Genomic DNA, 19473 nt, shown 5'->3' with positions numbered 1-19473 from the left:
TCCAACACCTCGTGGATCACTTCGTGAGTCGCCGTGGCCGGTCTCCTGGCTGACGGGGTGTTCCGCGTCCGCACCCGCCTTCCCGGGCGCGGCGCGCCCGGTGGCATCCGGGTGGGGACGACTCCCCGATCACAGTGGCGAGGGCCGCTCCGGCCTGGGACCCCTGAGGGTCCGTCACCGGTCTTCCCGAACACCACGGCCCGCCCACCGTAGCCGACACCTGCACAGCCGCAAGGCTGCGCACCCGTGCAGGTGTTCAAGATCACGTACGGCCGCGCCCGGACCGTCCACCCGCCGGCCGCCGAGGCGATCCGGCCGGGCTGCGACAATGCTCCGCATGCACCTCGTACCGCCCGACCGCGCCGACCACCGGACCATCGACGGGCACCGGGTCTGCGAGGCGATCGCCGCGATCGGCGACCCCGGACACGTCCGGGCCTGGGCCGAGCGCTTCGCCCTGCTCGCCGACCCCGGCCGGCTCTCCCTGCTGCTCGCCCTCCACCGGGCCGGACCGCTCGCCGTCACCGACCTGGCCGTCGCGACCGGCATGCGCGACCCGGCGGTCTCCCAGGCGCTGCGCCTGCTGCGCGCCGCCCACCTGGTCAGCGGCGAGCGGGACGGCCGGGTGGTCCGCTACCGACTGGTCGACCCGGCGATCGCCGAGGTGCTGGCGCACGGCGTGCTCGGCCTGCCCGACTGAGCCCGGCCCCTTCCGCGGCCGACGGTCTTCGGCCAAGTTTTCTTGTCATGTCATCCGAAGGATGCCTGGATGCCCCATGCTGCCGTGGGCGGATCCGCCCGCGCCCCATGGCATCTGACGAGGAGACACCGTGACCGTACGCCGCACCATCGCCGCCGGACTGCTCGCCGCGACCGCGGCGACGCTCACCCTGCTTCCCGGCGGGGCGGACGCCGCCGGGACCGGCGAGCTGCCGTTCGGCTCGGCCACCACCATCGGCCTGCACAACACCTACGACCCCTCGGCGTTCGGCTACCTCGCCCAGGGCCTCGACACCGGCACGAGCATGATCGAGCTCGACGCCTGGACGGACACCGTCACCAAGGAGTGGAAGGTCAGCCACTCCAACCCGCTCGGCAACTCCAACAACTGCGTCAGCGCCTCCACCCCCGCGCAGCTCTACACCGGCGGCGCCAACAAGAACCTGGAGACCTGCCTGGACGACGTCCGGGTCTGGCTCGGCGCCCACCCCGCGAGCGGCCCGCTGGTCGTCAAGCTGGAGCTCAAGGGCGGCTTCGCCGCCAACCGCGGCATGGGCCCCGCCCAGTTGGACTCGCTGATCGCCGCCCACCTCGGCAGCGCCGTCTTCCGCCCGGCCGACCTGCTCGCCAAGCCCGGCGGCGGCGCGTACGCCTCGGTCGACGACGCCGCCCGCGCCGGCAACTGGCCGAGCCGCTCGGCGCTGGCCGGCAAGGTGCTGCTCTACGTCATCCCCGGCACCGTGGAGGAGAGCAACCCCTTCGACACCCTGCACACCGACGTCGAGTACGGCCGCCACCTGCGCGACCTGGCCGGCGCCGGCAAGGTCGGCCAGGCCCAGGTCTTCCCGGCCTACCACGGCGCCGCGGCCGGCGACCCGCGCAGCGCGTACGAGGCGACCATCCGGCCCTGGTTCGTGGTCTTCGACGGCGACGCCTCCGCGTACGTCGGCGGCATCGACACCTCCTGGTACGACACCCGCCACTACCTGGTGACCATGACCGACGCCCAGAACGTCGCCCCGGCCATCAGCGGCACCGACCCGACCGCCGACCAGGCCACCGCCCGGGCCCACCAGTTGGCCGCCGCCCACGCCACCATCGTCTCCAGCGACTGGCGCCACCTGCCGGCCGTCCAGTCGCTGGTCCTCCCCCGCGGCTGAAACGGGTCGGCCCGGGTACCGGCAGGTGCCGGTACCCGGGCCGAGCGCATCCGGCAGGCTCAGGCCATCCAGAAGAAGACCGCGGTCATCCGCTTGTCCTCCAGCGTGCTGCCCCAGTAGCCGGTGGCGGTGTGCATCATGTTGGCGGTGTAGAGCAGCAGCCGGTTGTAGCGGTGCGGCACCGAGAGGTCCTCGGTGAAGGAGTCGGCGGGCACGTAGCGGGTGCCGAGCGCGTCCACCAGGTTGTTGTGCGGGGCGACGACCATGTTGCCGCCGAGCCGGCCGCCCGGCAGGCTCTGCCGGTAGAAGCTGGTGCCGGCCTGCTTGGGCACACCGGGGTTGAGGTAGAGCACGGCGGCGTACCGGCAGAGCGAACGCGAGTCGGTGTGCGGACGCGGCTCGCACTCCCCCTCGCCCACCACCTGCACGCAGTTGTGGTTGAAGGTGCCGCCCTCGGCCTCGCTCAGCGCCCAGACCCGGTCCACCCCGACGGTCCTGGCGACCAGCGCCTCCAGAGCGGCGAGCTCGTCCGCCTCCAGCGCGGGCATGGCGCGGATGCCCGGCCAGGCCTCGGGCTTGTGCGGGTAGCCCTCGTCCCAGTGCTCCTTGGCGAGGCAGCGGGCCCGGATCTCGTCGATGTTGGGCATGACGTCGTCCAGCACCCAGTAGTCGCGGCCGCGGGTCGGCTTTCGGTACGGGAGGACGGGGAGCGCGGGGCTCTGACGCTGCTGAGGGGGCATGCGGCTGACGATAGGAGCCGCATGCCCCACGGCTCTCCCAAGAACGGGTCAACCCTGGGTCAAATTGTCCGAGGTCGGCCAACCGTCCAGCGTGGTGATGGTGCGGTGGTACGACGGACCGTCGGATCCGCCGGCCCGGTAGTCCTCGTACGAGCCGCCGCTGCGCACCGTCGCGGCCCCGTCCACGCGGTGCGCGGTCGGCCGCAGCACGTGGTCCACGGTGGAGCGGGCGGTGACGTGGGCGCCGGTCGCCTCGGTGGTGTCCCGGTGGTAGCCGAGGTCCATGGTGGTGCGCTGGTCGGTGGAGCCGGCCGCGTCGTGGGTGACCAGGTAGCGCACGTCCAGCGGCTCGCTCTCGTGCGTGGTGGTGGTGCGGTGCGGGCCGCCGCCCCAGGTGGCCACGGTACGGGTGAGGTCGGCGGTGTTGTGCAGGGTCAGGTCGTTGCCGCTGTCGCGCAGCTGCTGCCCGGAGCCGAAGGCGAGGTCCGCGCGGACCTCGGTGGTGATCCGGCCGTGCGAGGTCTGCACCCAGCCGCGGGCGAGGTCGTGGCGGGCCGCGGTGACCTGCCAGTCGCCGCTGCCGGCGCCGTGGTCGGCGAGGGCGGTGGTGACGGCGGCGTGGTCGGCGACCGCCCGGTCGGTCAGCGCGCCGCTGGTACGGGCGCTGCCCCGGTCGACGGTGGCGAACAGGTTGACCTGGCCGCTCCACAGGTCGTTGCTCTGCTTCTCGGCCTCGTTCACCGCGATGCCCACGGTGTGCGGGCGGCCGTCCACCAGCAGCCCCACGTACGGGGTCAGGTCGAGCGTGTACGCGGGCAGGTCGAAGGCGAAGATGCCGGGGGTGGGCCGCCACAGCAGCGGGTCCCAGCCGCCCGTGTAGATCACCGGGTACGGCCAGACCGCGCCGGCGGTGCGGCCGTCGATGCTCAGTGTCAGCTCACGGAACGGGCCCTTGCCGCAGAGGCCCAGACCCGGATTGCCCGCCACGAAGGCGTCGGGCGCCGAGGCGTAGGCGAACTCCTCGCAGGCGCCGCCGCCGCGCGCGTACACCTCGGCGGTGAGCCGCTCCAGGTTGGCCGGGAAGCTCAGCTCCGCGCTGCTCGCGGGCGCGGCCTGGGTGAGGCCGAACGCGCCGGTGGTGAGCACCCGGTCGGCGGTGCGGGCGGCCGGCCAGCGGGCGGAGGCGGTGTAGAAGGTCAGGCTGGCCGAGACGGTGAAGACGCCGGTGTAGGTGTCGTCGACCACGTTGGCCAGGTCGAAGGAGAACGGCTGCGGGCCGCCCAGCAGCGGGGCGTAGCGGGTCACATCGTGCTCCACCCGCCACTCGATGCCGTCCTTGGAGGGCTCGGGCGTCGAGGAGAGCAGCACCTCCACCCCGCCGATCCTCGCGCTGAACAGCCGGTCGAACTGCCGCCCGGCCACCGCCCCGTGCAGGTCGAGCACCACCATCGACCACGGCCCGGCGCAGGCCGCGGGCGGAGTGAGGGTGGCGTTGTACGGGGTGTCCGCCGGGTTGCCGTAGCCGTTGCGGAACGGCTGGTCATACATCACCTCGACCGTGCAGGAGCGGGTGTCCGGCCGGGTCAGCGGCTTCGCCGCGGTGAGCGGGTCGTGGTAGTCGGTGCCGAAGTCGGCGTGCGCGGGCGCCGCGCCGGCCAGCGCGGCGGTGAGGGCGAGCGCGGCGGCCCCGAGGATGCGGGACGCGCGATGGGCGAGGGAGCGTAACTCCACGACGGGCCTTCCTGCCGATCGGACGGTCGCGCGGCATCCTCCCGCCGCTGGCATGCCATCGTCAACAGCCTTCCACCGCCGGACTGCCCGGACGGACGGCCGCCTCCGTTCAGCCGTGCGCCTCCCGTACCAGGGCCTCGAAGCGGCGCAGGGAGCGCTCGCCCAGGGGCGCGGTGGCGGGGCGCAGGACGGTGGCGAGCAGGCCGATGGCGGGGAAGCGGAAGGCGCCGAGGAAGGCGAACCGGGTGGTCCCGTCGTCCTCGGGGTGGGCGGCCATGCCGCCGAGGACGAAGCGGCTCTGCATCAGGCACCAGCCCGGCCGCAGCTCGATGTCGAAGCGGGCCCGCAGCCGGGAGTGGCCGACGACCAGGGCCTCGGTGCCGTCGGCCGAGGGGCGGACGGTGCGGATGTCGGGGAGCCAGTGCGGCAGGGCGCCCTCCAGGTCGGCGGCGACCGCCCAGACCCGGTCGAAGGGGGCGTCGACCACGGCCTGGTGGAGGGCTGCGCCGGGCACGGTCGCGGCGAGCACGGCGAGGCGCCGTACCGGGTCGAAGTCGGCGACCGGCCAGGAGGCGGGGGCGGTCTGTTCGGTCACTGCTGCCACGCCCTTCGGAAGCTGAGCCGGGCCCGGGAGAGCCGCGACTTGACGGTGCCGGTGGCCACCCCGAGGAGTTCGGCGGTCTGCCGTTCGTCCATCCCCTCCAGGTCGCGCAGCACCAGGACGGCGCGGTGCTCCGGGGTGAGGCGGTCGAGCACGTCGCGGATGTCGGCGGCGAGCTGCGGGTCGCCCGGGGCGGGGACCTCGGTGAGTTCGGCGGGGGCGTACCGTCCGGCCCGCTGCGCGTGCCGGACCGCCTCGCGGACGGCGATCGCCCGCACCCACCCGAACAGCGCAGCGGGCTCCTCCAGCTGCCGCAGCCGCCGGAAGACGGCGATCAGCGCCTCCTGGGTGGCGTCCGGGCCGTCGTCGAGGGCGATCGGGCCGCACAGGCGCCGCACGTACGGGGTGACCAGTTCCAGCAGCCCGCTGACCGCCAGCCGGTCGCCGCGCTGGGCGGCCCGTACCAGCGCGACGATCCGGGCCGGCTCGACGGCCTGAGTGGGCGTCGGTTCCACGGCGGTCTCCTTCCGGTTCACCCACAGGAGGGGGCCGGAGGCCGGAACGTTCCGGACGGATTCCGTGACGGTCGTCACAGGAACGGACCGGCACCGCGACGGCTCCTCGGGGTGTCACACCGTCAGCTCCGGAGGGACGCACCGATGAACAAGCCCCGCACCGCCGCCGCCCTGGCCGCCGTCCTGGCCGTCGACGGCGCCATCCACCTGTACTGGGCCACCGGCTCCACCTGGCCGGCCACCGACTCGGCGAGCCTGTCCCGTGCGGTGCTCAACGCGGACGTGCCGTTCACCCCGCCCGTGCTGGTGCCGCTGGCCGCCGTCCTGGCAGCCGGGGCGGCGACACTGCTCGCCCGAGGCGGGCTGCTGCGCCTCCCGCTGGCGCCGGCCGCCGCCCGCTGGGGCACCCGCGCCGTGGCAGCCGGACTCTCGCTCCGGGCCCTGGCCGGTCTGGTCTGGCTCACCGGCCTGGGCGCCGCCCCCGGATCGACCTTCTACCTGCTCAACGCCGTCGTCTACACCCCGCTCTGCCTCGCGGCCGCCACCGCGGCCTGGCGCCTCGCCCGGTAGCACGCCGGCCGCTGCCGGGTCAGTTCGGCCAGCCGTCCAGGTGGGGCAGTGCCTCCTGGTACAGCCTCGGCAGCCTCTGGGCGAGTTCGCGCCGGTCGTCCAGGTCCCACGGATCGCCGTGAGTGTCCGGGTCGAGAGGCTGCCGGTGATGTCCCGGACGTCGATCCACCCACCGAACTCGACTCCGGCCACCGTGGCATGGGCGCGGGCCGCGATGCTGATCAGGTCCTCCCAGTCCGGCCAGAGCTCGTCCGGCCAGCCGTGGCGGTCGCCGACCGGCCGGGGCAACTGCGGAACGTCGACCAGGGCGTCGGGGCGGTCGGTGACGCGCTCGTAGGTCGGCCGCCCCAGCCCGATCAGCCAGTGCAGGAAGTAGAAGTAGGCGTCCCCGCCGCCGCGTCCGCCGGTGAGGAGGTGGTGGGCGGCGAGCAGGTCGACGGTGTCGGCGCGCCGCAGCAGCCGGTCCTTGTGCCGCTGGAAGTCGACGACGTCCTGCTCCGGCAGCCGTTCCAGCAGCCCGATGAGCCGTTGCGACCGCATCCGGACGCTCGCGGCACCGACCCGGGACTCCTCGATCAGCCCCCAGAAACCGGCTTCGTCCATGCCTGTCCTCTCCCTCTCCTCACCAAGACCACGGCTTTCCTCACCAAGACCACGGACTTCTCCCGTCCTGGGATCACCTCCGCTGGCAGCTCGGGCACCAGAAGAGGTTGCGGGCGGCGTGCTCCTCCGTCCGCACCGGGGTCTCGCAGACCAGGCAGGGCTGGTCGGTGCGCCGGTAGACGTACACCTCGCCGCCGTGGTCGTCGACCCTGGGCGGCCGGCCCATGGCCTCGGGGGTGTGCTCGGGGCGGACGGTGTCGATCCGGCCGGCGCCGACGCCGTCGTGCATCAGGGCGACCAGGTCGGCCCAGATGGCGTCCCACTGCGGACGGGTCAGCTCGCGGCCGGCCCGGTGCGGGTCGATGCCGAGCCGGAACAGCACCTCGGCGCGGTAGACGTTGCCGACGCCGGCCAGCACCTTCTGGTCCATCAGCAGCGCGGCGACGGTGGTGGAGCTGCGCGATATCCGCCGCCACGCGAACCCGGCGTCGGCGTCGGCGCGCAGCGGGTCGGGGCCGAGGCGCAGATGGACGGCGTCCTTCTCGGCGGGGGTGAGCAGCTCGCAGGTGGTGGGGCCGCGCAGGTCGGCGTACGCGTCGTCGGTGGCGAGCCGCAGCCGGACCAGGCCGACCGGTGCGGGGGCCGGGCCGGCGCCGAAGGTGAAGCCGCCGTAGAGGCCGAGGTGGATGTGGAGCCAGGCGTCGCCGAAGCCGAGGAACAGGTGCTTGCCGTGGGCCTCCGCCTCGTCGAGGGTGCGGCCGTCGATCAGCGCGGCGCCGTCCGCGAACCGGCCCTGCGGGCTGGAGACGCGGACCGGTCGGCCGCCGAAGGTCCGGAAGTTCTGGCCGGCCAGGCGGTGGATGATGTGGCCCTCGGGCACGGGCGTCAGCTCCTCGGGAGGTCCGTTGCGACCCCTCCATCATCCCAGCCGGTACCGACAGGCCGGGAAGCCGAGAAGCCGCGGCGCCGGGACGCCTCAGCGTCCGCCGAGGCGGGAGAGTATCGCGCGGTCGAGGGCGGCCGCCGTCTCGGGGACGCTCAGCTGGGAGTTGTCGACGATCGGCAGGCCCGAGGTGCGCCAGCCCGCCATCCGCCCGTGGATCCGGGCGACCTCCTCGTCGCTGAGCCGCCGGTTTCCGCTGCGTTCGGCGTTGCGGGCCAGCACCCGGTCCAGGCCGGGCAGCAGCACCACCGGGAGCATCCCCGGTCCGATGTGCCGCTTCCAGCCGCCGAGGCCGATCGCCGGCCGGTCCGGGAAGACGGCGTCGTCGATGATGCAGGAGATGCCGTTGGCCAGGTAGTTGCGGCAGGCGAAGCCGCAGGTGCGGCGGGCCAGCCGGTACTGCGCCTCGGAGGCGGTGTTCCATCCGGACTGCGGGTTGGCGAAGCCGGACTGCACCCACTCCCGGACGTCGTCCAGGCTGATGTGCGCGGTCGGCGTGGGCCGCCGCTCCGCCCAGTACCGGGCGACCGTGGTCTTACCGGCGCCCGCCGGCCCGATCAGCAGGACCGCGATCGGCCCGGTCGGCGCCGGCAGCTGCGGCGGGTGGGCGGGCAGTTGCACCGGCGCTCCGGACGGCAGGACGAAGTGTCCGGTGGCGCCCGCAGGACCGGAGGGCACGGCCTTCAGCGGCATGGTCGGCCGGTCTCGCCGCACCGGCGGGTACGGCTGCGGGGCGGCCGGGTGCACCGGCTGGGCACCGGTCGGGTACGGGGGCGTCATCGGCCGCGGAGGCACCGGCCCTCCCCCTGCGTACTGCTGCGTCACGGTCACCTCCCGACGGCGAATCTACACGCCGTCCCGGCGGCAGGCACAGCCCGCCACCGGGTGCGTTGATCCGCCGTCAGCCCCTGACCAGCTGTTCCGCGAGTGCGCGCAGCGCCAACTCGTACGATCCGAGGCCGAATCCGGCGATGGTGCCGGAGGCGATCGCGGCGATCACCGAGGTGTGCCGGAAGGCCTCGCGGGCGTACGGGTTGGAGATGTGCACCTCGATCAGCGGGGCGGTGCGCTGCGCCGCGGCGTCCCGCATCGCGTACGAGTAGTGCGTGAAGGCGCCGGGGTTGATCACCACCGGGATCCGCTCGTCGGCTGCCTGGTGCAGCCACTGCACCATCTGCAGCTCGGAGTTGGTCTCGTGCACCTCGACCGCGAGGCCGAGCTCCTCGCCGAGCCGGGTGCAGCGCTCGACCAGGCCGGTGTACGAGGTGGAGCCGTAGACGTCCGGTTCCCGGCTGCCGAGGCGGCCGAGGTTGGGGCCGTTGAGCACCATCACCCGAGTGGTCATCCGGAGACCTCCGCGTAGGCGGCGACCAGCAGGGACGGGTCGGGTCCCTCCAGGATGGAGGTCTTGCCGAGGCCGTCCAGGACGACGAAGCGCAGCAGGTCGCCGCGGGACTTCTTGTCGATCTTCATGGCGTCCAGCAGCTTCGGCCAGGCATCGGCCCGGTAGGTCAGCGGCAGGCCCACCGAGGCGAGCACCGACTTGTGCCGGTCGGCCGTCTCGTCGTCCAGCCTACCCGCGAGCCGGCCGAGTTCCGCGGCGAACACCATGCCGATGGAGATCGCGGCGCCGTGCCGCCACTTGTAGCGCTCGTTGCGCTCGATGGCGTGGCCGAGGGTGTGGCCGTAGTTGAGGATCTCGCGGCGGCCGGCCTCCTTGAGGTCGCCGGAGACCACGTCGGCCTTGACCTGGACGGCCCGCCGGATCAGCTCCAGGGTGTGCGGGCCGGCCGGGGTGGTGGCGGCCTGCGGGTCCTGCTCGATCAGGTCGAGGATCACCGGGTCGGCGATGAAGCCGGCCTTGATCACCTCGGCCAGGCCGGAGACGTAGTCGTGCTTGCCGAGCGTCTCCAGGGTGGCCAGGTCGGCCAGCACGCCCGCGGGCGGGTGGAAGGCGCCGACCATGTTCTTGCCCTCGGCGATGTTGATGCCGGTCTTGCCGCCGACCGCGGCGTCCACCATGCCGAGCAGGGTGGTCGGCATCGAGATCCAGCGCACCCCGCGCAGCCAGGTGGCGGCGACGAAGCCGGCCAGGTCGGTGGTGGCGCCGCCGCCCAGGCCGACGATCACGTCGGAGCGGGTGAAGCCGGTCTGGCCCAGCACCGACCAGCAGTACGCGGCCACCTCGGCGCTCTTCGCCTCCTCGGCGTTGGGCACCTGCAGGGCGATCGCCTCGTAGCCCTCGGCGGCCAGGTCCTCGCGGATGGCGTCCCCGGTGGCCGACAGCGCCTCCGGGTGGATGATCGCGACGCGCTTGGCCCGCGGCCCGATCAGCGGCGCCAGCTCGCCGAGCAGCTGCTCCCCGACCAGCACGTCGTAGGGGTCGTGCCCGGCACTGCCGCCGACGTGGATCCGGACGATGTCACTCATGCGATGCCTTCAGTTCCAGTGCTTCCAGTACGGCGTCCGCGACCTGCTCGGGGGTGCGGCCCTGGGTGTCGACCACGGCGGTCGCCACCTCCAGGTAGAGGGGGCGGCGGGCGTCCATCAGCTCCCGCCAGCGGGCCCGGGGGTTGATCGCCAGCAGCGGGCGCGGCGCGTCCAGGCCGACCCGCTTGACCGCGTCGGCGAGCGCCACCTCCAGGAAGACCACCGGCAGCCCGTGCAGCAGCTCGCGGGTGGCCTCGGCCATCACCGCGCCGCCGCCGAGCGCCAGCACGCCCGGGTGGGTCTCGGCGGCCGCGCGGACGGCCCGCACCTCCAGCTCGCGGAAGTGCGGCTCGCCCTCGTCGACGAAGATCTCCGGGATCGGCTTGCCGGCCAGCTGCTCGATGTCGGCGTCGGTGTCCCGGAACGCCAGGCCGAGCCGGTCGGCCAGCACCCGCCCGACCGTGGACTTGCCGCTGCCGGGCGGGCCGACCAGCACCACGACGGGAGCCGTCATCGGATGATCAGGTGCTCGAGGTAGCTCTGCACGTTGCGGCGGGTCTCGGAGACGTTGTCGCCGCCGAACTTCTCCGCCACCGCGTCCGCCAGCACCAGGGCGACCATCGCCTCGGCGACGATGCCCGCGGCCGGCACGGCGCAGACGTCCGAGCGCTGGTGGTGCGCCTTGGCCGGCTCGCCGGTCCGCACGTCCAGGGTCTGCAGCGCGCGCGGGACGGTCGCGATCGGCTTCATCGCGGCGCGCACCCGCAGCAGCTCACCGGTGGTCAGGCCGCCCTCGGTGCCGCCGGAGCGGCCGGAGGTGCGCTTGACGCCCTCGGCGGTCGGCACGATCTCGTCGTGCGCCTTCGAGCCGGGGATCCGGGCCAGCTCGAAGCCGTCGCCGACCTCGACGCCCTTGATCGCCTGGATGCCCATCAGGGCCGCGGCGAGCCGCGCGTCCAGCCGGCGGTCCCAGTGCACGTGCGAGCCGAGGCCCACCGGCACGCCGTACGCCAGCACCTCGACCACGCCGCCGAGGGTGTCGCCGTCCTTGTGGGCCTGGTCGATCTCGGCGACCATCCGCTTCGACGCGTCCGCGTCCAGGCAGCGCACCGGGTCGGCGTCCAGCTTCGCCTCGTCGGCCGGCAGCGGCAGCACGCCGGCCGGCGCCTTGGCCGCGGCCAGCTCCACCACGTGGCTGACGATCTCGATCCCGCAGGTCTCCTTGAGGTACGAGCGGGCGACCGCGCCGAGCGCCACCCGGGCCGCCGTCTCGCGGGCGCTGGCGCGCTCCAGGATCGGCCGGGCCTCCTCGATCGAGTACTTCTGCATGCCGGCCAGGTCGGCGTGGCCCGGACGGGGACGGGTCAGCGGCTCGTTGCGGGCCAGCCCGGCCAGGATCTCCGGGTCGACCGGGTCGGCCGACATGACCTGCTCCCACTTCGGCCACTCGGTGTTGCCCACCATGACCGCGACCGGGGAGCCCATCGTCTCGCCGTGCCGCACGCCGCCGAGGAAGGTCACCTCGTCCTGCTCGAACTTCATCCGCGCGCCACGACCGTACCCGAGCCGGCGCCGGGCCAGCGCGTCGGCCACCATCGCCGTGGTGACGGGCACACCGGCCGGCAGGCCCTCCAGCGTCGCGACCAGAGCGGGGCCGTGCGACTCCCCCGCCGTCAGCCAGCGCAACCTACCCAACGGAGCTCCTTCGTCATCGGCCTGGTCCGCGTCCACGGCCGGCCGGGCGTCTCATCTGCTCCGATCCTTTCACGTCCGACCCTTGTGAGGCGGCACGGTCCGCGTTGCGGACATCGACCGTCCGTGAAATCGGGTGCACTCTGTCAGGTGGGCTCAGCCCTCCGCGAGCGCCGTCTCGCCCGCCGCCCGCATCGCCGCCAGCGGCCCGGCGGGCACGCCGGTGAACTGCTCGAACTGCAGCACCGCCTGGTGCACCAGCAGGTCCAGCCCGCCCAGCACCGTGGCGCCGCGCTCGGCGACCGCCGCCACCAGCTTCGTCGGCCACGGGTGGTACAGCACGTCGAACAGCGCGCCCGGCTCCTCGGGCACGGCGTCGGCGAAGCCGTCGGTGGCGCCGGCCGGGGTGGTCGAGATGGTCAGCGGCGCGGCCAGCGCCTGCGCCCCCTGCTCCCAGGCCGCCGTCCGCAACTGGAGGCCCAGGCGCTCCCCGAGTTCCCGCATCTCCGCCGCCCGCTCCGCACTGCGCACGTACACCGTGACCGGTCCGGCGCACACCACCGCCAGCGCGGCCAGCGCGGACGACGCGGTGGCGCCGGCACCCAGCACCGCCGCCTCCGCCACTCGTTCGATGCCGCGCTCGCGCAGCGCGTTGACCAGACCGGGGACGTCGGTGTTGTCACCGCGACGGCCACCGTCGGCGGTGAACACCACCGTGTTGACCGCGTCCACGGACCGGGCCGTGTCGGTGATCCCGTCGAGCATCGGGATGATCGCCCGCTTCAACGGCATGGTCAGCGACAGGCCGGCCCACTCCGCCCGGTCCAGCCCCTCGACGAACCCGGGCAGCGCCGCCTCGTCCACCTCGAAGCGGTCGTAGCGCCACGCCGCCAGGCCGAGCGCGGCGTACCCGGCCCGGTGCAGGGTGGGCGACAGCGAGTGGGCGATCGGCGAGCCGAGCACGGCGGCCCGGTGCGGTGCGGTCACGTCGGTCCTCACTTGCTGCACTGACCGGCCTTCTGGTCGAAGCCCTTGCCCTGGCCGGTGCACCACTCCTGGACGTTCTTCAGGTGGTCGTCCCAGGTGGCGGCGAACCGGGTCTCCTGCGGGTTCATCGCGATCCAGTAGACCCAGTCGCCCGGGGTCGGGTTCAGGACGGCCTTGATCGCCTCGTCGCCGGGGTTGGAGATCGGGGTCGGCGGCAGGCCCTTGCGCTTGTACGTGTTGTACGGGGTGTCCTTGTCGTGCTCCGCCTGCGTGAAGTTGGTGCGCCCCAGCTCGTACTGCAGGGTGGTGTCCAGCTCCAGCCGGCCCCAGGTGCCCTTGGGCGGCCCGGCGTTGGTGTTGAGGCGGTTGTACATCGCCCGCGCCATCTTCCCGAAGTCGGCCGAGTTGTTGCCCTCGGCCTGGAGGATGCTGGCCTCGATGATGACCTCGTAGCCGTTCTTCAGGCCGATCTTCTGGGCGCCCTCGTCGAGCTTGAGGTCCTGGTAGTGCTGGGTGGCGTTGGCGACCATCTGCTTGAGCAGGTCCTCGGGCTTCATGCCCTCGGTGATCGAGTACCGGGTCGGGTAGAGGAAGCCCTCCAGGTTGCCCTGCGCGTACGCCGGGAGGCCGAGGTTGGCCACCTGGTCCTTGGCGATGGTCGCCGTGGCGCCCTTCTGCAGCTTCAGCTTGGCGTCGATGGCCGCGTAGATGTCGGTGGCCTTCTTGCCCTCGGAGATGATCAGCACGTTGCCGCCGTTGGACTCGACGAGCTCCTGCACCGCCGCCTGTCCGGACATCTGGTGGTGCATCGTGTACGTGCCGGGCTGGATGGTGTTGGCCTTGGGGTTCTTGCCGTACGCGTTGGTGAAGGCCTTGACGCTCTTGATCACGTCGGCGTTCTTCAGCGCGAGGGCCATCGCCTCACCGGTGGCGCCCTCCTTGATGATGATGTTGACCGAGCCGCTGCCCTCGCCGGAGTAGTCCGGCGGCGGGCCGAAGTGGCTCTGGTAGATGCCGTAGCCCCACCAGCCGGCGCCGGCCACGCCGCCGAGCAGGACGAGCGCGACCACCAGGCAGGCGCCGCCGTTGCGGCGGCCGGCCTTCTTGCCCTTCTCCTTGCGCTTGCGCTCGGCCTCGCGGGAGGTGTCCTCCTCGCCGCCGAAGAAGGAGGCGTCCTCACCCTCCTCGGCGGCGACCTCGTCGTCCACGCCGTCGGCGAACTCCTCGTCCTCCCAGAGCTCCGCCTCCTCGGCCGGGGAGTCGAGCGCGGCGGCCTCGGCCTCCCAGTCGATGCCGTCCGGACCGGGACCGGCGGGGGCGGCAGGGGCGGCGGGCTGCTGGCGCGCCGCCTGCGGACGCATCGGCGGCTGCTGCCGTACACCCTGCTGCGGCTGGACCACCGGCTGCTGACCGGTCTGCTGCATCGGCTGCATCTGCTGCGGCATGCCCTGGCCCGGCATCGGCCGGCCCTGGCCGGGCTGGCCCTGGCCCTGGCCCTGGCCCTGCATCGGCTGCTGCGGCATCTGCTGCTGCACCGGCTGCTGGTAGCCCTGCTGCTGGTGCTGCTGGTTGAAGCCCTGCTGCGGGTAGCCGCCCTGCTGCTGCGGGTAGCCCTGCTGACCGTACTGCTGCTGGGCGTACTGCTGCTGTCCGCCGCCGTAGCCGCCCTGCTGCGGGTAGCCCTGCTGGCCGTACTGCTGCTGCGCGTAGGTGCCGTCGGCCGGAACCTGCCAGGAGCCGGTGTGCTGCTCCTGGTAGCCGTACTGCTGCTGTTCCGGGTACCACGGCTGGTCGCCCTGGGCTGCGAAGCGCCCGCTCTGATCGGTCATCGATCCCCTTACAGAGTCCCGGCCACGTGTCGAACCGGCGTGCTACGGCAGCACTCGGTGGGAGACGTTACCGTACCGCAGCATGGCAAAAAGCCCAGCCCACCCGACGTCAGCGGCCCGGTGCGCTGGGTGAGGAACTCTGCTGGGCGCGGTAGGCGTTGAACTCCGCGACGTTCTTGGCCTGCTGTTCCGCGCTGTCGGTGAACCGGGTGTCGCCGGGTTTGACGGTGACGAAATAGAGCCAGTCGCCGTCCGCGGGATGCATGGCGGCGCGCAGTGCGTCACGGCCCGGATTGCCGATCGGGGTCGGCGGCAGCCCGCCGTGCAGGTAGGTGTTGAAGGGCGAGTCGGTCCTGGTGTCGGCGTCGGTGGTGGTGAGGGTGGCCCGGCCGAGCGCGTAGTTGATGGTCGAGTCGAGCTGCAGCGGCATGGAGCGGCGCAGCCGGTTGTAGATCACCCGGGCGACCCGGGCCATGTCGTCCGGATTGTCGGCCTCGGCCTGGGCGAGGCTGGCGACGGCGAACACTCCGTAGGGAGTGACACCGTTGGCCTGCGCGGCGCTGTTCATGTCGTCGACCCCGTAGCGGCTACTCGCCTCCTTGACCATCTGCTGCAGCAGGGCGAGCGGCGTGGTCTCACCGGTGACGGGATACGTGGCGGGGAACAGGAACCCTTCGACGTGGCCGCCGGCGGCGGCCGGCAGGCCGAGGTCGGCCAGGTGCTGCTCGGCGGTGGCCTTGGTGGTGCCGGCGGCGAGTTTCAGCCGGTCGTCGACGGCGGCGTAGACCTGGGTGGCGCGCCAGCCCTCGGGGATGGTCAGCGCGTTGGCGTTGCTCGGGTCGAGCAGCACGTTGAGCGCGGAGACGGCGGACATCTTCTGCTTGAGGGTGTAGGTCCCGGGCTGGATCCGGTCGCCCGCCGGGCTGCTGGCGGCGGCCAGGGTGAAGGCCCGGATGCTGGCCACCACACCGTTGCTCTCCAGGGTCCGGCCGATCTGGGTGATGGTGGCGCCCTGGGCGACCGAGACCTGGACGCTGCCGGTGCCGTTCCCGGCGAAGTCCGCGGCCGGCGGCGTGTCGGCGGGCCAGAGCAGCAGCACCACGAGGGCGAAGAGTCCGGCGACCCCGAGCACGCCCAGCACGCTCAGGCAGCAGGCCGCGCCGGTACGGGCTCGGCCGAGGTCCGGCGCGTCCACCCCGTACGGCCGTCCGGGCGGCGCGCCGTCGGGCTCCGCCGCCGGCGCGCCGAGGTGGCCGGGGGTGAGTCCGGGCGTGGTGTACGGATCGGTCAACGCAGCCCTCCGCGGCCGACAACGGTCGGGGGCCCGTGCGAACGCGTCCGCACGGGCCCCCAGAGGGAAGCTAACCCCGACCGGTCAGACGACCGGCTCGACACTCTCGCCGGGCGCGCGGCCGCTCACCCGTTCGGTCTCAAGCGCGCTCTGCAGGATCACCACCGCGGCCGCCTGGTCGATCACCGAGCGGCCCTTCTTGCTCGACCGTCCGGAGGCCCGCAGGCCCTGGGCGGCGGTCACCGTGGTCATCCGCTCGTCGACCAGCCGCACCGCGACCGGGGCGATCAGCGCGGCCAGCCGCCCCGCGTACGCCCGGACCTTGGCGGCGGCCGGCCCCTCCTTGCCGCTCAGCGAGCGGGGCAGGCCGACCACCACCTCGATGGCGTCGTACTCCTCGACGATCTCCTTGAGCCGCGCCTGGGAGCGGCCCCCGGCCGGGACGGTCTCCACCGGCGTGGCGATCAGCCCGTCGGGGTCGCAGGACGCGACCCCGATCCGGGCGTCACCCACGTCGACGGCGATCCGTCGGCCCCGCCGGAAGACCTTCTCCTCGAACGCGTCGCTCATCAGCTCGCGCGCTCCGCGACCAGCGCCCGCACGGCCTCGATCGCCGCGGCGACCGCACCCGCGTCGGTGCCGCCGCCCTGGGCGACGTCGTCCTTGCCGCCACCGCCGCCGCCGAGGGTCTTCGCCGCCACCCGGACCAGCTCGCCGGCCTTCACACCGCGGCCGCGGGCGTCCTCGTTGGTGGCGATCACGGTCAGCGGGCGGTCGTTCGCCACGGTGAAGGCGGCGACCACGGCCGGGCGGGAGCCCAGCCGGCCGCGCACGTCCAGCACCAGCTTGCGCAGCTCGTCCGCGCCCACGCCGTCGGCGACCCGGGCGGCGACCAGCGCCACGCCGCGGACGTCCTCGGCGCCTTCGGCGAGACCGGCGGCCGCCGCGAGGACCTTCTCGGCGCGGAAGCGCTCGATCTCCTTCTCGGCGTCCTTGAGCTTGGTGAGCATGCCCGAGATCTTCTCCGGCAGCTCCTCCGGGCGGCCCTTGACCAGCTCGGTGAGCTGGGCGACCACGGTGTGCTCACGGGCCAGGAACTTGTACGCGTCCACGCCGACCAGCGCCTCGACGCGGCGCACGCCGGAGCCGATCGAGGACTCGCCGAGCAGCTTCACCAGGCCCAGCTGGGCGGTGTTGCCGACGTGCGTGCCGCCGCACAGCTCCTTGGAGAAGTCGCCGATGGTGACCACGCGGACCGAGTCGCCGTACTTCTCGCCGAACATCGCGATGGCGCCCTGCTTGCGGGCCTGGTCCATCGTCATGACCTCGGCGGTGACGTCCAGCTCGCGGACCAGCACCTCGTTGATCTTCTGCTCCACGTCGGTCAGCACCGAGCCGGGAACGGCGGTCGGCGAGCCGAAGTCGAAGCGGAAGCGGCCCGGCGCGTTCTCGGAGCCGGCCTGGGCGGCCGTCGGGCCGAGCGCGTCGCGCAGTGCCTGGTGGGTCAGGTGGGTGGCCGAGTGGGCGCGGGAGACCGCGCGGCGGCGGTCGATGTCGATCGTCGCGTACGCGGACGCGCCGAGCACGACCTCGCCGAACAGCACGCCGCCGGAGTGCACGGTGACGCCCGGGACCGGCTGCTGCACGTCGCGGATCTCCACGACCGCGCCGGAGTCCAGCCGGATCCGGCCGTGGTCGGCGAGCTGGCCGCCGCCCTCGGCGTAGAACGGGGTGCGGTCGAGGATGATCTCGACCTCGTCGCCCTCGGTGGCGGCCGGCGCCGGGACGCCGTTCACCAGCAGGCCGACCACGGTGGCCTCGCCCTCGGTGGCGGTGTAGCCGGTGAAGACGGACGCGCCGGACTTGTCGGCCACCTCGCGGTACGCGGCGACGTCCGCGTGGCCCATCTTCTTCTTCTTGGCGTCCGCCTTGGCGGCGTCCCGCTGCGCCTGCATCAGGCGGCGGAAGCCGGTCTCGTCGACCTGGAGGCCCTGCTCCTCGGCCATCTCCAGGGTCAGGTCGATCGGGAAGCCGTAGGTGTCGTGCAGCTTGAACGCCTGGTCGCCGGAGAGCACCGCGCCGCCGGACTGCTTGGTCTCGGTGATGGCCGCGTCCAGCAGGCTGGTGCCGGACTTCAGGGTCTGCAGGAAGGCGTTCTCCTCGGCGACCACGACCGTCTCGATGCGCTTGCGGTCGGTCTCCAGCTCCGGGTACTGCGGAGCCATCGCCTTGATGGAGATGTCGATGAGCTCCTTGGCCACCGGCTCCGTGGCACCCAGCATGCGCATGTTGCGGATCGCGCGGCGCAGGATGCGGCGCAGCACGTAGCCGCGGCCCTCGTTGCCGGGGGTGACGCCGTCGCCGACCAGCATCAGCGCGGTGCGGAAGTGGTCGGTGACCACGCGCAGCGAGACGTCCGACTTGTGGTCGCGGCCGTAGGTGTGGCCGGTGAGCTCGGCGGCGCGGTCGAGGATCATCCGGCTGGTGTCGATCTCGAAGAGGTTGTCGACGTCCTGCAGGATGGCGGCGAGGCGCTCCAGGCCGAGGCCGGTGTCGATGTTCTTGCTCGGCAGGTCGCCGAGGATCTCGAAGCCGTCCTTGCCGTCGCCGTGGCCGCGCTCGTACTGCATGAAGACCAGGTTCCAGATCTCCAGGTAGCGCTCGCCGTTGACCGCCGGGCCGCCCTCCTCGCCGTACGCGGGGCCGCGGTCGTAGTTGATCTCCGAGCACGGGCCGCACGGGCCGGGGACGCCCATCGACCAGAAGTTGTCCTTCATGCCGAGGCGCTGGATGCGCTCGGACGGGACGCCGATGACGTCGCGCCAGATCTGCTCGGCCTCGTCGTCGTCCTTGTAGACGGTGATCCAGAGCTTCTCCTTCTCAAGTCCGTAGCCGCCGTCGGCGACGGGCGTGGTGAGCAGCTCCCACGCGAACCTGATGGCGCCTTCCTTGAAGTAGTCGCCGAAGGAGAAGTTGCCGCACATCTGGAAGAAGGACCCGTGGCGGGTGGTCTTGCCGACCTCTTCGATGTCCAGGGTGCGCACGCACTTCTGCACCGAGGTGGCGCGGGAGTACTGCGGCTTGACCTCGCCCAGGAAGTAGGGCTTGAACGGCACCATGCCGGCGTTGACCAGCAGGAGGGTCGGGTCGTCGGCGACCAGCGAGGCCGACGGTACGACGGTGTGGCCGCGCTCCTCGAAGAAGCGCAGCCAGCGGCGGCGGATCTCTGCCGACTCCATCAGTGGTGGTCCTTCCGGTTGTTCGTGCTGCCCGGCAGCGCCTGGCGCCGCGGGGTCTTCGCATCGATGGCTTGGGGGGTGTTTCGCGTCTGGGGGACGGCGGCCGCCGGGGAGCCCGGGGCCGCCGAGATAGCTCGGTAGGTGGGCTCGCCACGCAGAGCTCGCCGGCGGGACGGGGGCTCGACCACGGCGGTGCCGTCCAGGCCGAGGTCGGAGCGCAGCTCGGCCTCGCGCTCGGCCATGCCGGCGCGGACGTCGTGCGCGAAGCGCTTGGCGGCGTCGCCGAGCTGGAGCGCGCCGCGGGCGGCGGTGCCCGACAGGCTGTCAGGGGTCATCCGGTGCACGGCCTCGTTGGCCTTGTTCATGGCCCACACGGCGGCGCCGGCGCCGACCGCCATCCAGAAGATGCGTCGTACCACGGT

The 19473-nt window shown here is 73.0% G+C and carries 19 protein-coding genes, 1 pseudogene and 1 riboswitch; of the genes and pseudogenes, 3 read left to right on the top strand and 17 right to left on the bottom strand.

Annotated elements, in window-relative coordinates; translation table 11 throughout:
• Positions 1–18: 18 nt before the first annotated feature.
• Positions 19–213, bottom strand: a riboswitch (cobalamin riboswitch).
• Between the two features lie 124 nt (positions 214–337).
• Entirely contained in the window at positions 338–700 is a 363-nt protein-coding gene (locus FHR36_RS10215; RefSeq protein WP_253795825.1) for an ArsR/SmtB family transcription factor, read from the top strand.
• 130 nt (positions 701–830) lie between these two features.
• Positions 831–1880, top strand: coding sequence for a phosphatidylinositol-specific phospholipase C domain-containing protein (locus tag FHR36_RS10210; protein WP_253795823.1), 1050 nt, complete (start codon positions 831–833; stop codon positions 1878–1880).
• Between the two features lie 59 nt (positions 1881–1939).
• On the opposite strand, the gene FHR36_RS10205 is transcribed toward FHR36_RS10210, so the two are convergent.
• The 4 genes from FHR36_RS10205 to FHR36_RS10190 all read right to left on the bottom strand — a co-directional run bounded on the left by FHR36_RS10205 (position 1940) and on the right by FHR36_RS10190 (position 5467).
• Positions 1940–2620 carry a DUF6445 family protein gene (locus FHR36_RS10205; protein WP_253795821.1) on the bottom strand — a complete coding sequence of 227 codons (681 nt, stop codon included), beginning with the start codon at positions 2618–2620 and terminating at the stop codon, positions 1940–1942.
• A gap of 48 nt (positions 2621–2668) precedes the next feature.
• The gene (locus FHR36_RS10200; protein ID WP_253795819.1) at positions 2669–4351 is read right to left on the bottom strand and encodes a peptide-N4-asparagine amidase; all 1683 of its coding nucleotides are present in this window, start codon (positions 4349–4351) and stop codon (positions 2669–2671) included.
• Between the two features lie 109 nt (positions 4352–4460).
• A complete protein-coding gene (locus FHR36_RS10195) occupies positions 4461–4946 on the bottom strand; it encodes an SRPBCC family protein (RefSeq protein WP_253795817.1) in 486 nt (161 codons plus the stop codon).
• A complete protein-coding gene (locus FHR36_RS10190) occupies positions 4943–5467 on the bottom strand; it encodes an RNA polymerase sigma factor (RefSeq protein WP_253795815.1) in 525 nt (174 codons plus the stop codon). Before FHR36_RS10190 ends, FHR36_RS10195 begins: the two co-directional genes overlap by 4 nt.
• 144 nt (positions 5468–5611) lie before the next feature.
• Here FHR36_RS10190 and FHR36_RS10185 point away from each other — a divergent pair, with 144 nt between their 5' ends.
• Positions 5612–6037 (top strand): DUF3995 domain-containing protein, encoded by a 426-nt coding sequence (locus tag FHR36_RS10185; RefSeq protein ID WP_253795813.1) that lies wholly within the window; start codon positions 5612–5614, stop codon positions 6035–6037.
• 210 nt (positions 6038–6247) lie between these two features.
• Here FHR36_RS10185 and FHR36_RS40265 read toward each other — a convergent pair.
• The 13 genes and pseudogenes from FHR36_RS40265 to FHR36_RS10125 all read right to left on the bottom strand — a co-directional run.
• Positions 6248–6640 (bottom strand): annotated as a pseudogene (locus FHR36_RS40265) (DUF4240 domain-containing protein); the annotation flags it as partial.
• Between the two features lie 73 nt (positions 6641–6713).
• A complete protein-coding gene (locus FHR36_RS10180) occupies positions 6714–7520 on the bottom strand; it encodes an Fpg/Nei family DNA glycosylase (protein ID WP_253795811.1) in 807 nt (268 codons plus the stop codon).
• Between the two features lie 96 nt (positions 7521–7616).
• Positions 7617–8363, bottom strand: a complete 747-nt coding sequence (locus FHR36_RS10175) for an AAA family ATPase (RefSeq protein WP_380230469.1) — start codon at positions 8361–8363, stop codon at positions 7617–7619.
• A 121-nt stretch (positions 8364–8484) separates the two neighbouring features.
• Entirely contained in the window at positions 8485–8928 is a 444-nt protein-coding gene (aroQ, locus tag FHR36_RS10170; RefSeq protein ID WP_253795809.1) for a type II 3-dehydroquinate dehydratase, read from the bottom strand.
• A complete protein-coding gene (gene aroB / locus FHR36_RS10165; protein WP_253795808.1) occupies positions 8925–10013 on the bottom strand; it encodes a 3-dehydroquinate synthase in 1089 nt (362 codons plus the stop codon). The genes aroQ and aroB overlap by 4 nt, the downstream gene beginning before the upstream one ends.
• Positions 10006–10527 carry a shikimate kinase gene (locus FHR36_RS10160; protein ID WP_253795805.1) on the bottom strand — a complete coding sequence of 174 codons (522 nt, stop codon included), beginning with the start codon at positions 10525–10527 and terminating at the stop codon, positions 10006–10008. Before FHR36_RS10160 ends, aroB begins: the two co-directional genes overlap by 8 nt.
• Entirely contained in the window at positions 10524–11708 is a 1185-nt protein-coding gene (gene aroC / locus FHR36_RS10155; protein WP_253795804.1) for a chorismate synthase, read from the bottom strand. Before aroC ends, FHR36_RS10160 begins: the two co-directional genes overlap by 4 nt.
• Before the next feature lie 153 nt (positions 11709–11861).
• Entirely contained in the window at positions 11862–12692 is an 831-nt protein-coding gene (locus FHR36_RS10150) for a shikimate dehydrogenase (RefSeq protein WP_253795802.1), read from the bottom strand.
• An 8-nt stretch (positions 12693–12700) separates the two neighbouring features.
• Positions 12701–14521 carry an endolytic transglycosylase MltG gene (mltG, locus tag FHR36_RS10145; protein ID WP_253795800.1) on the bottom strand — a complete coding sequence of 607 codons (1821 nt, stop codon included), beginning with the start codon at positions 14519–14521 and terminating at the stop codon, positions 12701–12703.
• A 109-nt stretch (positions 14522–14630) separates the two neighbouring features.
• The gene (gene mltG / locus FHR36_RS10140) at positions 14631–15812 is read right to left on the bottom strand and encodes an endolytic transglycosylase MltG (RefSeq protein ID WP_253795798.1); all 1182 of its coding nucleotides are present in this window, start codon (positions 15810–15812) and stop codon (positions 14631–14633) included.
• An 84-nt stretch (positions 15813–15896) separates the two neighbouring features.
• Positions 15897–16382 (bottom strand): Holliday junction resolvase RuvX, encoded by a 486-nt coding sequence (gene ruvX, locus FHR36_RS10135; protein ID WP_253795796.1) that lies wholly within the window; start codon positions 16380–16382, stop codon positions 15897–15899.
• A complete protein-coding gene (gene alaS, locus FHR36_RS10130; RefSeq protein ID WP_253795794.1) occupies positions 16382–19051 on the bottom strand; it encodes an alanine--tRNA ligase in 2670 nt (889 codons plus the stop codon). The genes ruvX and alaS overlap by 1 nt, the downstream gene beginning before the upstream one ends.
• Positions 19051–19470 (bottom strand): DUF6167 family protein, encoded by a 420-nt coding sequence (locus FHR36_RS10125; RefSeq protein ID WP_253795792.1) that lies wholly within the window; start codon positions 19468–19470, stop codon positions 19051–19053. Before FHR36_RS10125 ends, alaS begins: the two co-directional genes overlap by 1 nt.
• Positions 19471–19473: the final 3 nt, after the last annotated feature.

Origin of the sequence: Kitasatospora cinereorecta, from assembly GCF_024172095.1 — a bacterium.
In the GTDB taxonomy this organism is placed as follows: domain Bacteria; phylum Actinomycetota; class Actinomycetes; order Streptomycetales; family Streptomycetaceae; genus Kitasatospora; species Kitasatospora cinereorecta.
This window is presented reverse-complemented; position numbering and strand designations above follow the sequence as displayed.

Coding starts and splice junctions, on each gene's coding strand:
- FHR36_RS10215 (WP_253795825.1), top strand. CDS start 338: ATGCACCTCGTACCGCCCGACCGCGCCGACCACCGGACCATCGACGGG.
- FHR36_RS10205 (WP_253795821.1), bottom strand. CDS start 2,620: ATGCCCCCTCAGCAGCGTCAGAGCCCCGCGCTCCCCGTCCTCCCGTAC.
- FHR36_RS10185 (WP_253795813.1), top strand. CDS start 5,612: ATGAACAAGCCCCGCACCGCCGCCGCCCTGGCCGCCGTCCTGGCCGTC.
- FHR36_RS10175 (WP_380230469.1), bottom strand. CDS start 8,363: ATGACGCCCCCGTACCCGACCGGTGCCCAGCCGGTGCACCCGGCCGCC.
- aroQ (WP_253795809.1), bottom strand. CDS start 8,928: ATGACCACTCGGGTGATGGTGCTCAACGGCCCCAACCTCGGCCGCCTC.
- aroB (WP_253795808.1), bottom strand. CDS start 10,013: ATGAGTGACATCGTCCGGATCCACGTCGGCGGCAGTGCCGGGCACGAC.
- FHR36_RS10160 (WP_253795805.1), bottom strand. CDS start 10,527: ATGACGGCTCCCGTCGTGGTGCTGGTCGGCCCGCCCGGCAGCGGCAAG.
- mltG (WP_253795800.1), bottom strand. CDS start 14,521: ATGACCGATCAGAGCGGGCGCTTCGCAGCCCAGGGCGACCAGCCGTGG.
- ruvX (WP_253795796.1), bottom strand. CDS start 16,382: ATGAGCGACGCGTTCGAGGAGAAGGTCTTCCGGCGGGGCCGACGGATC.
- alaS (WP_253795794.1), bottom strand. CDS start 19,051: ATGGAGTCGGCAGAGATCCGCCGCCGCTGGCTGCGCTTCTTCGAGGAG.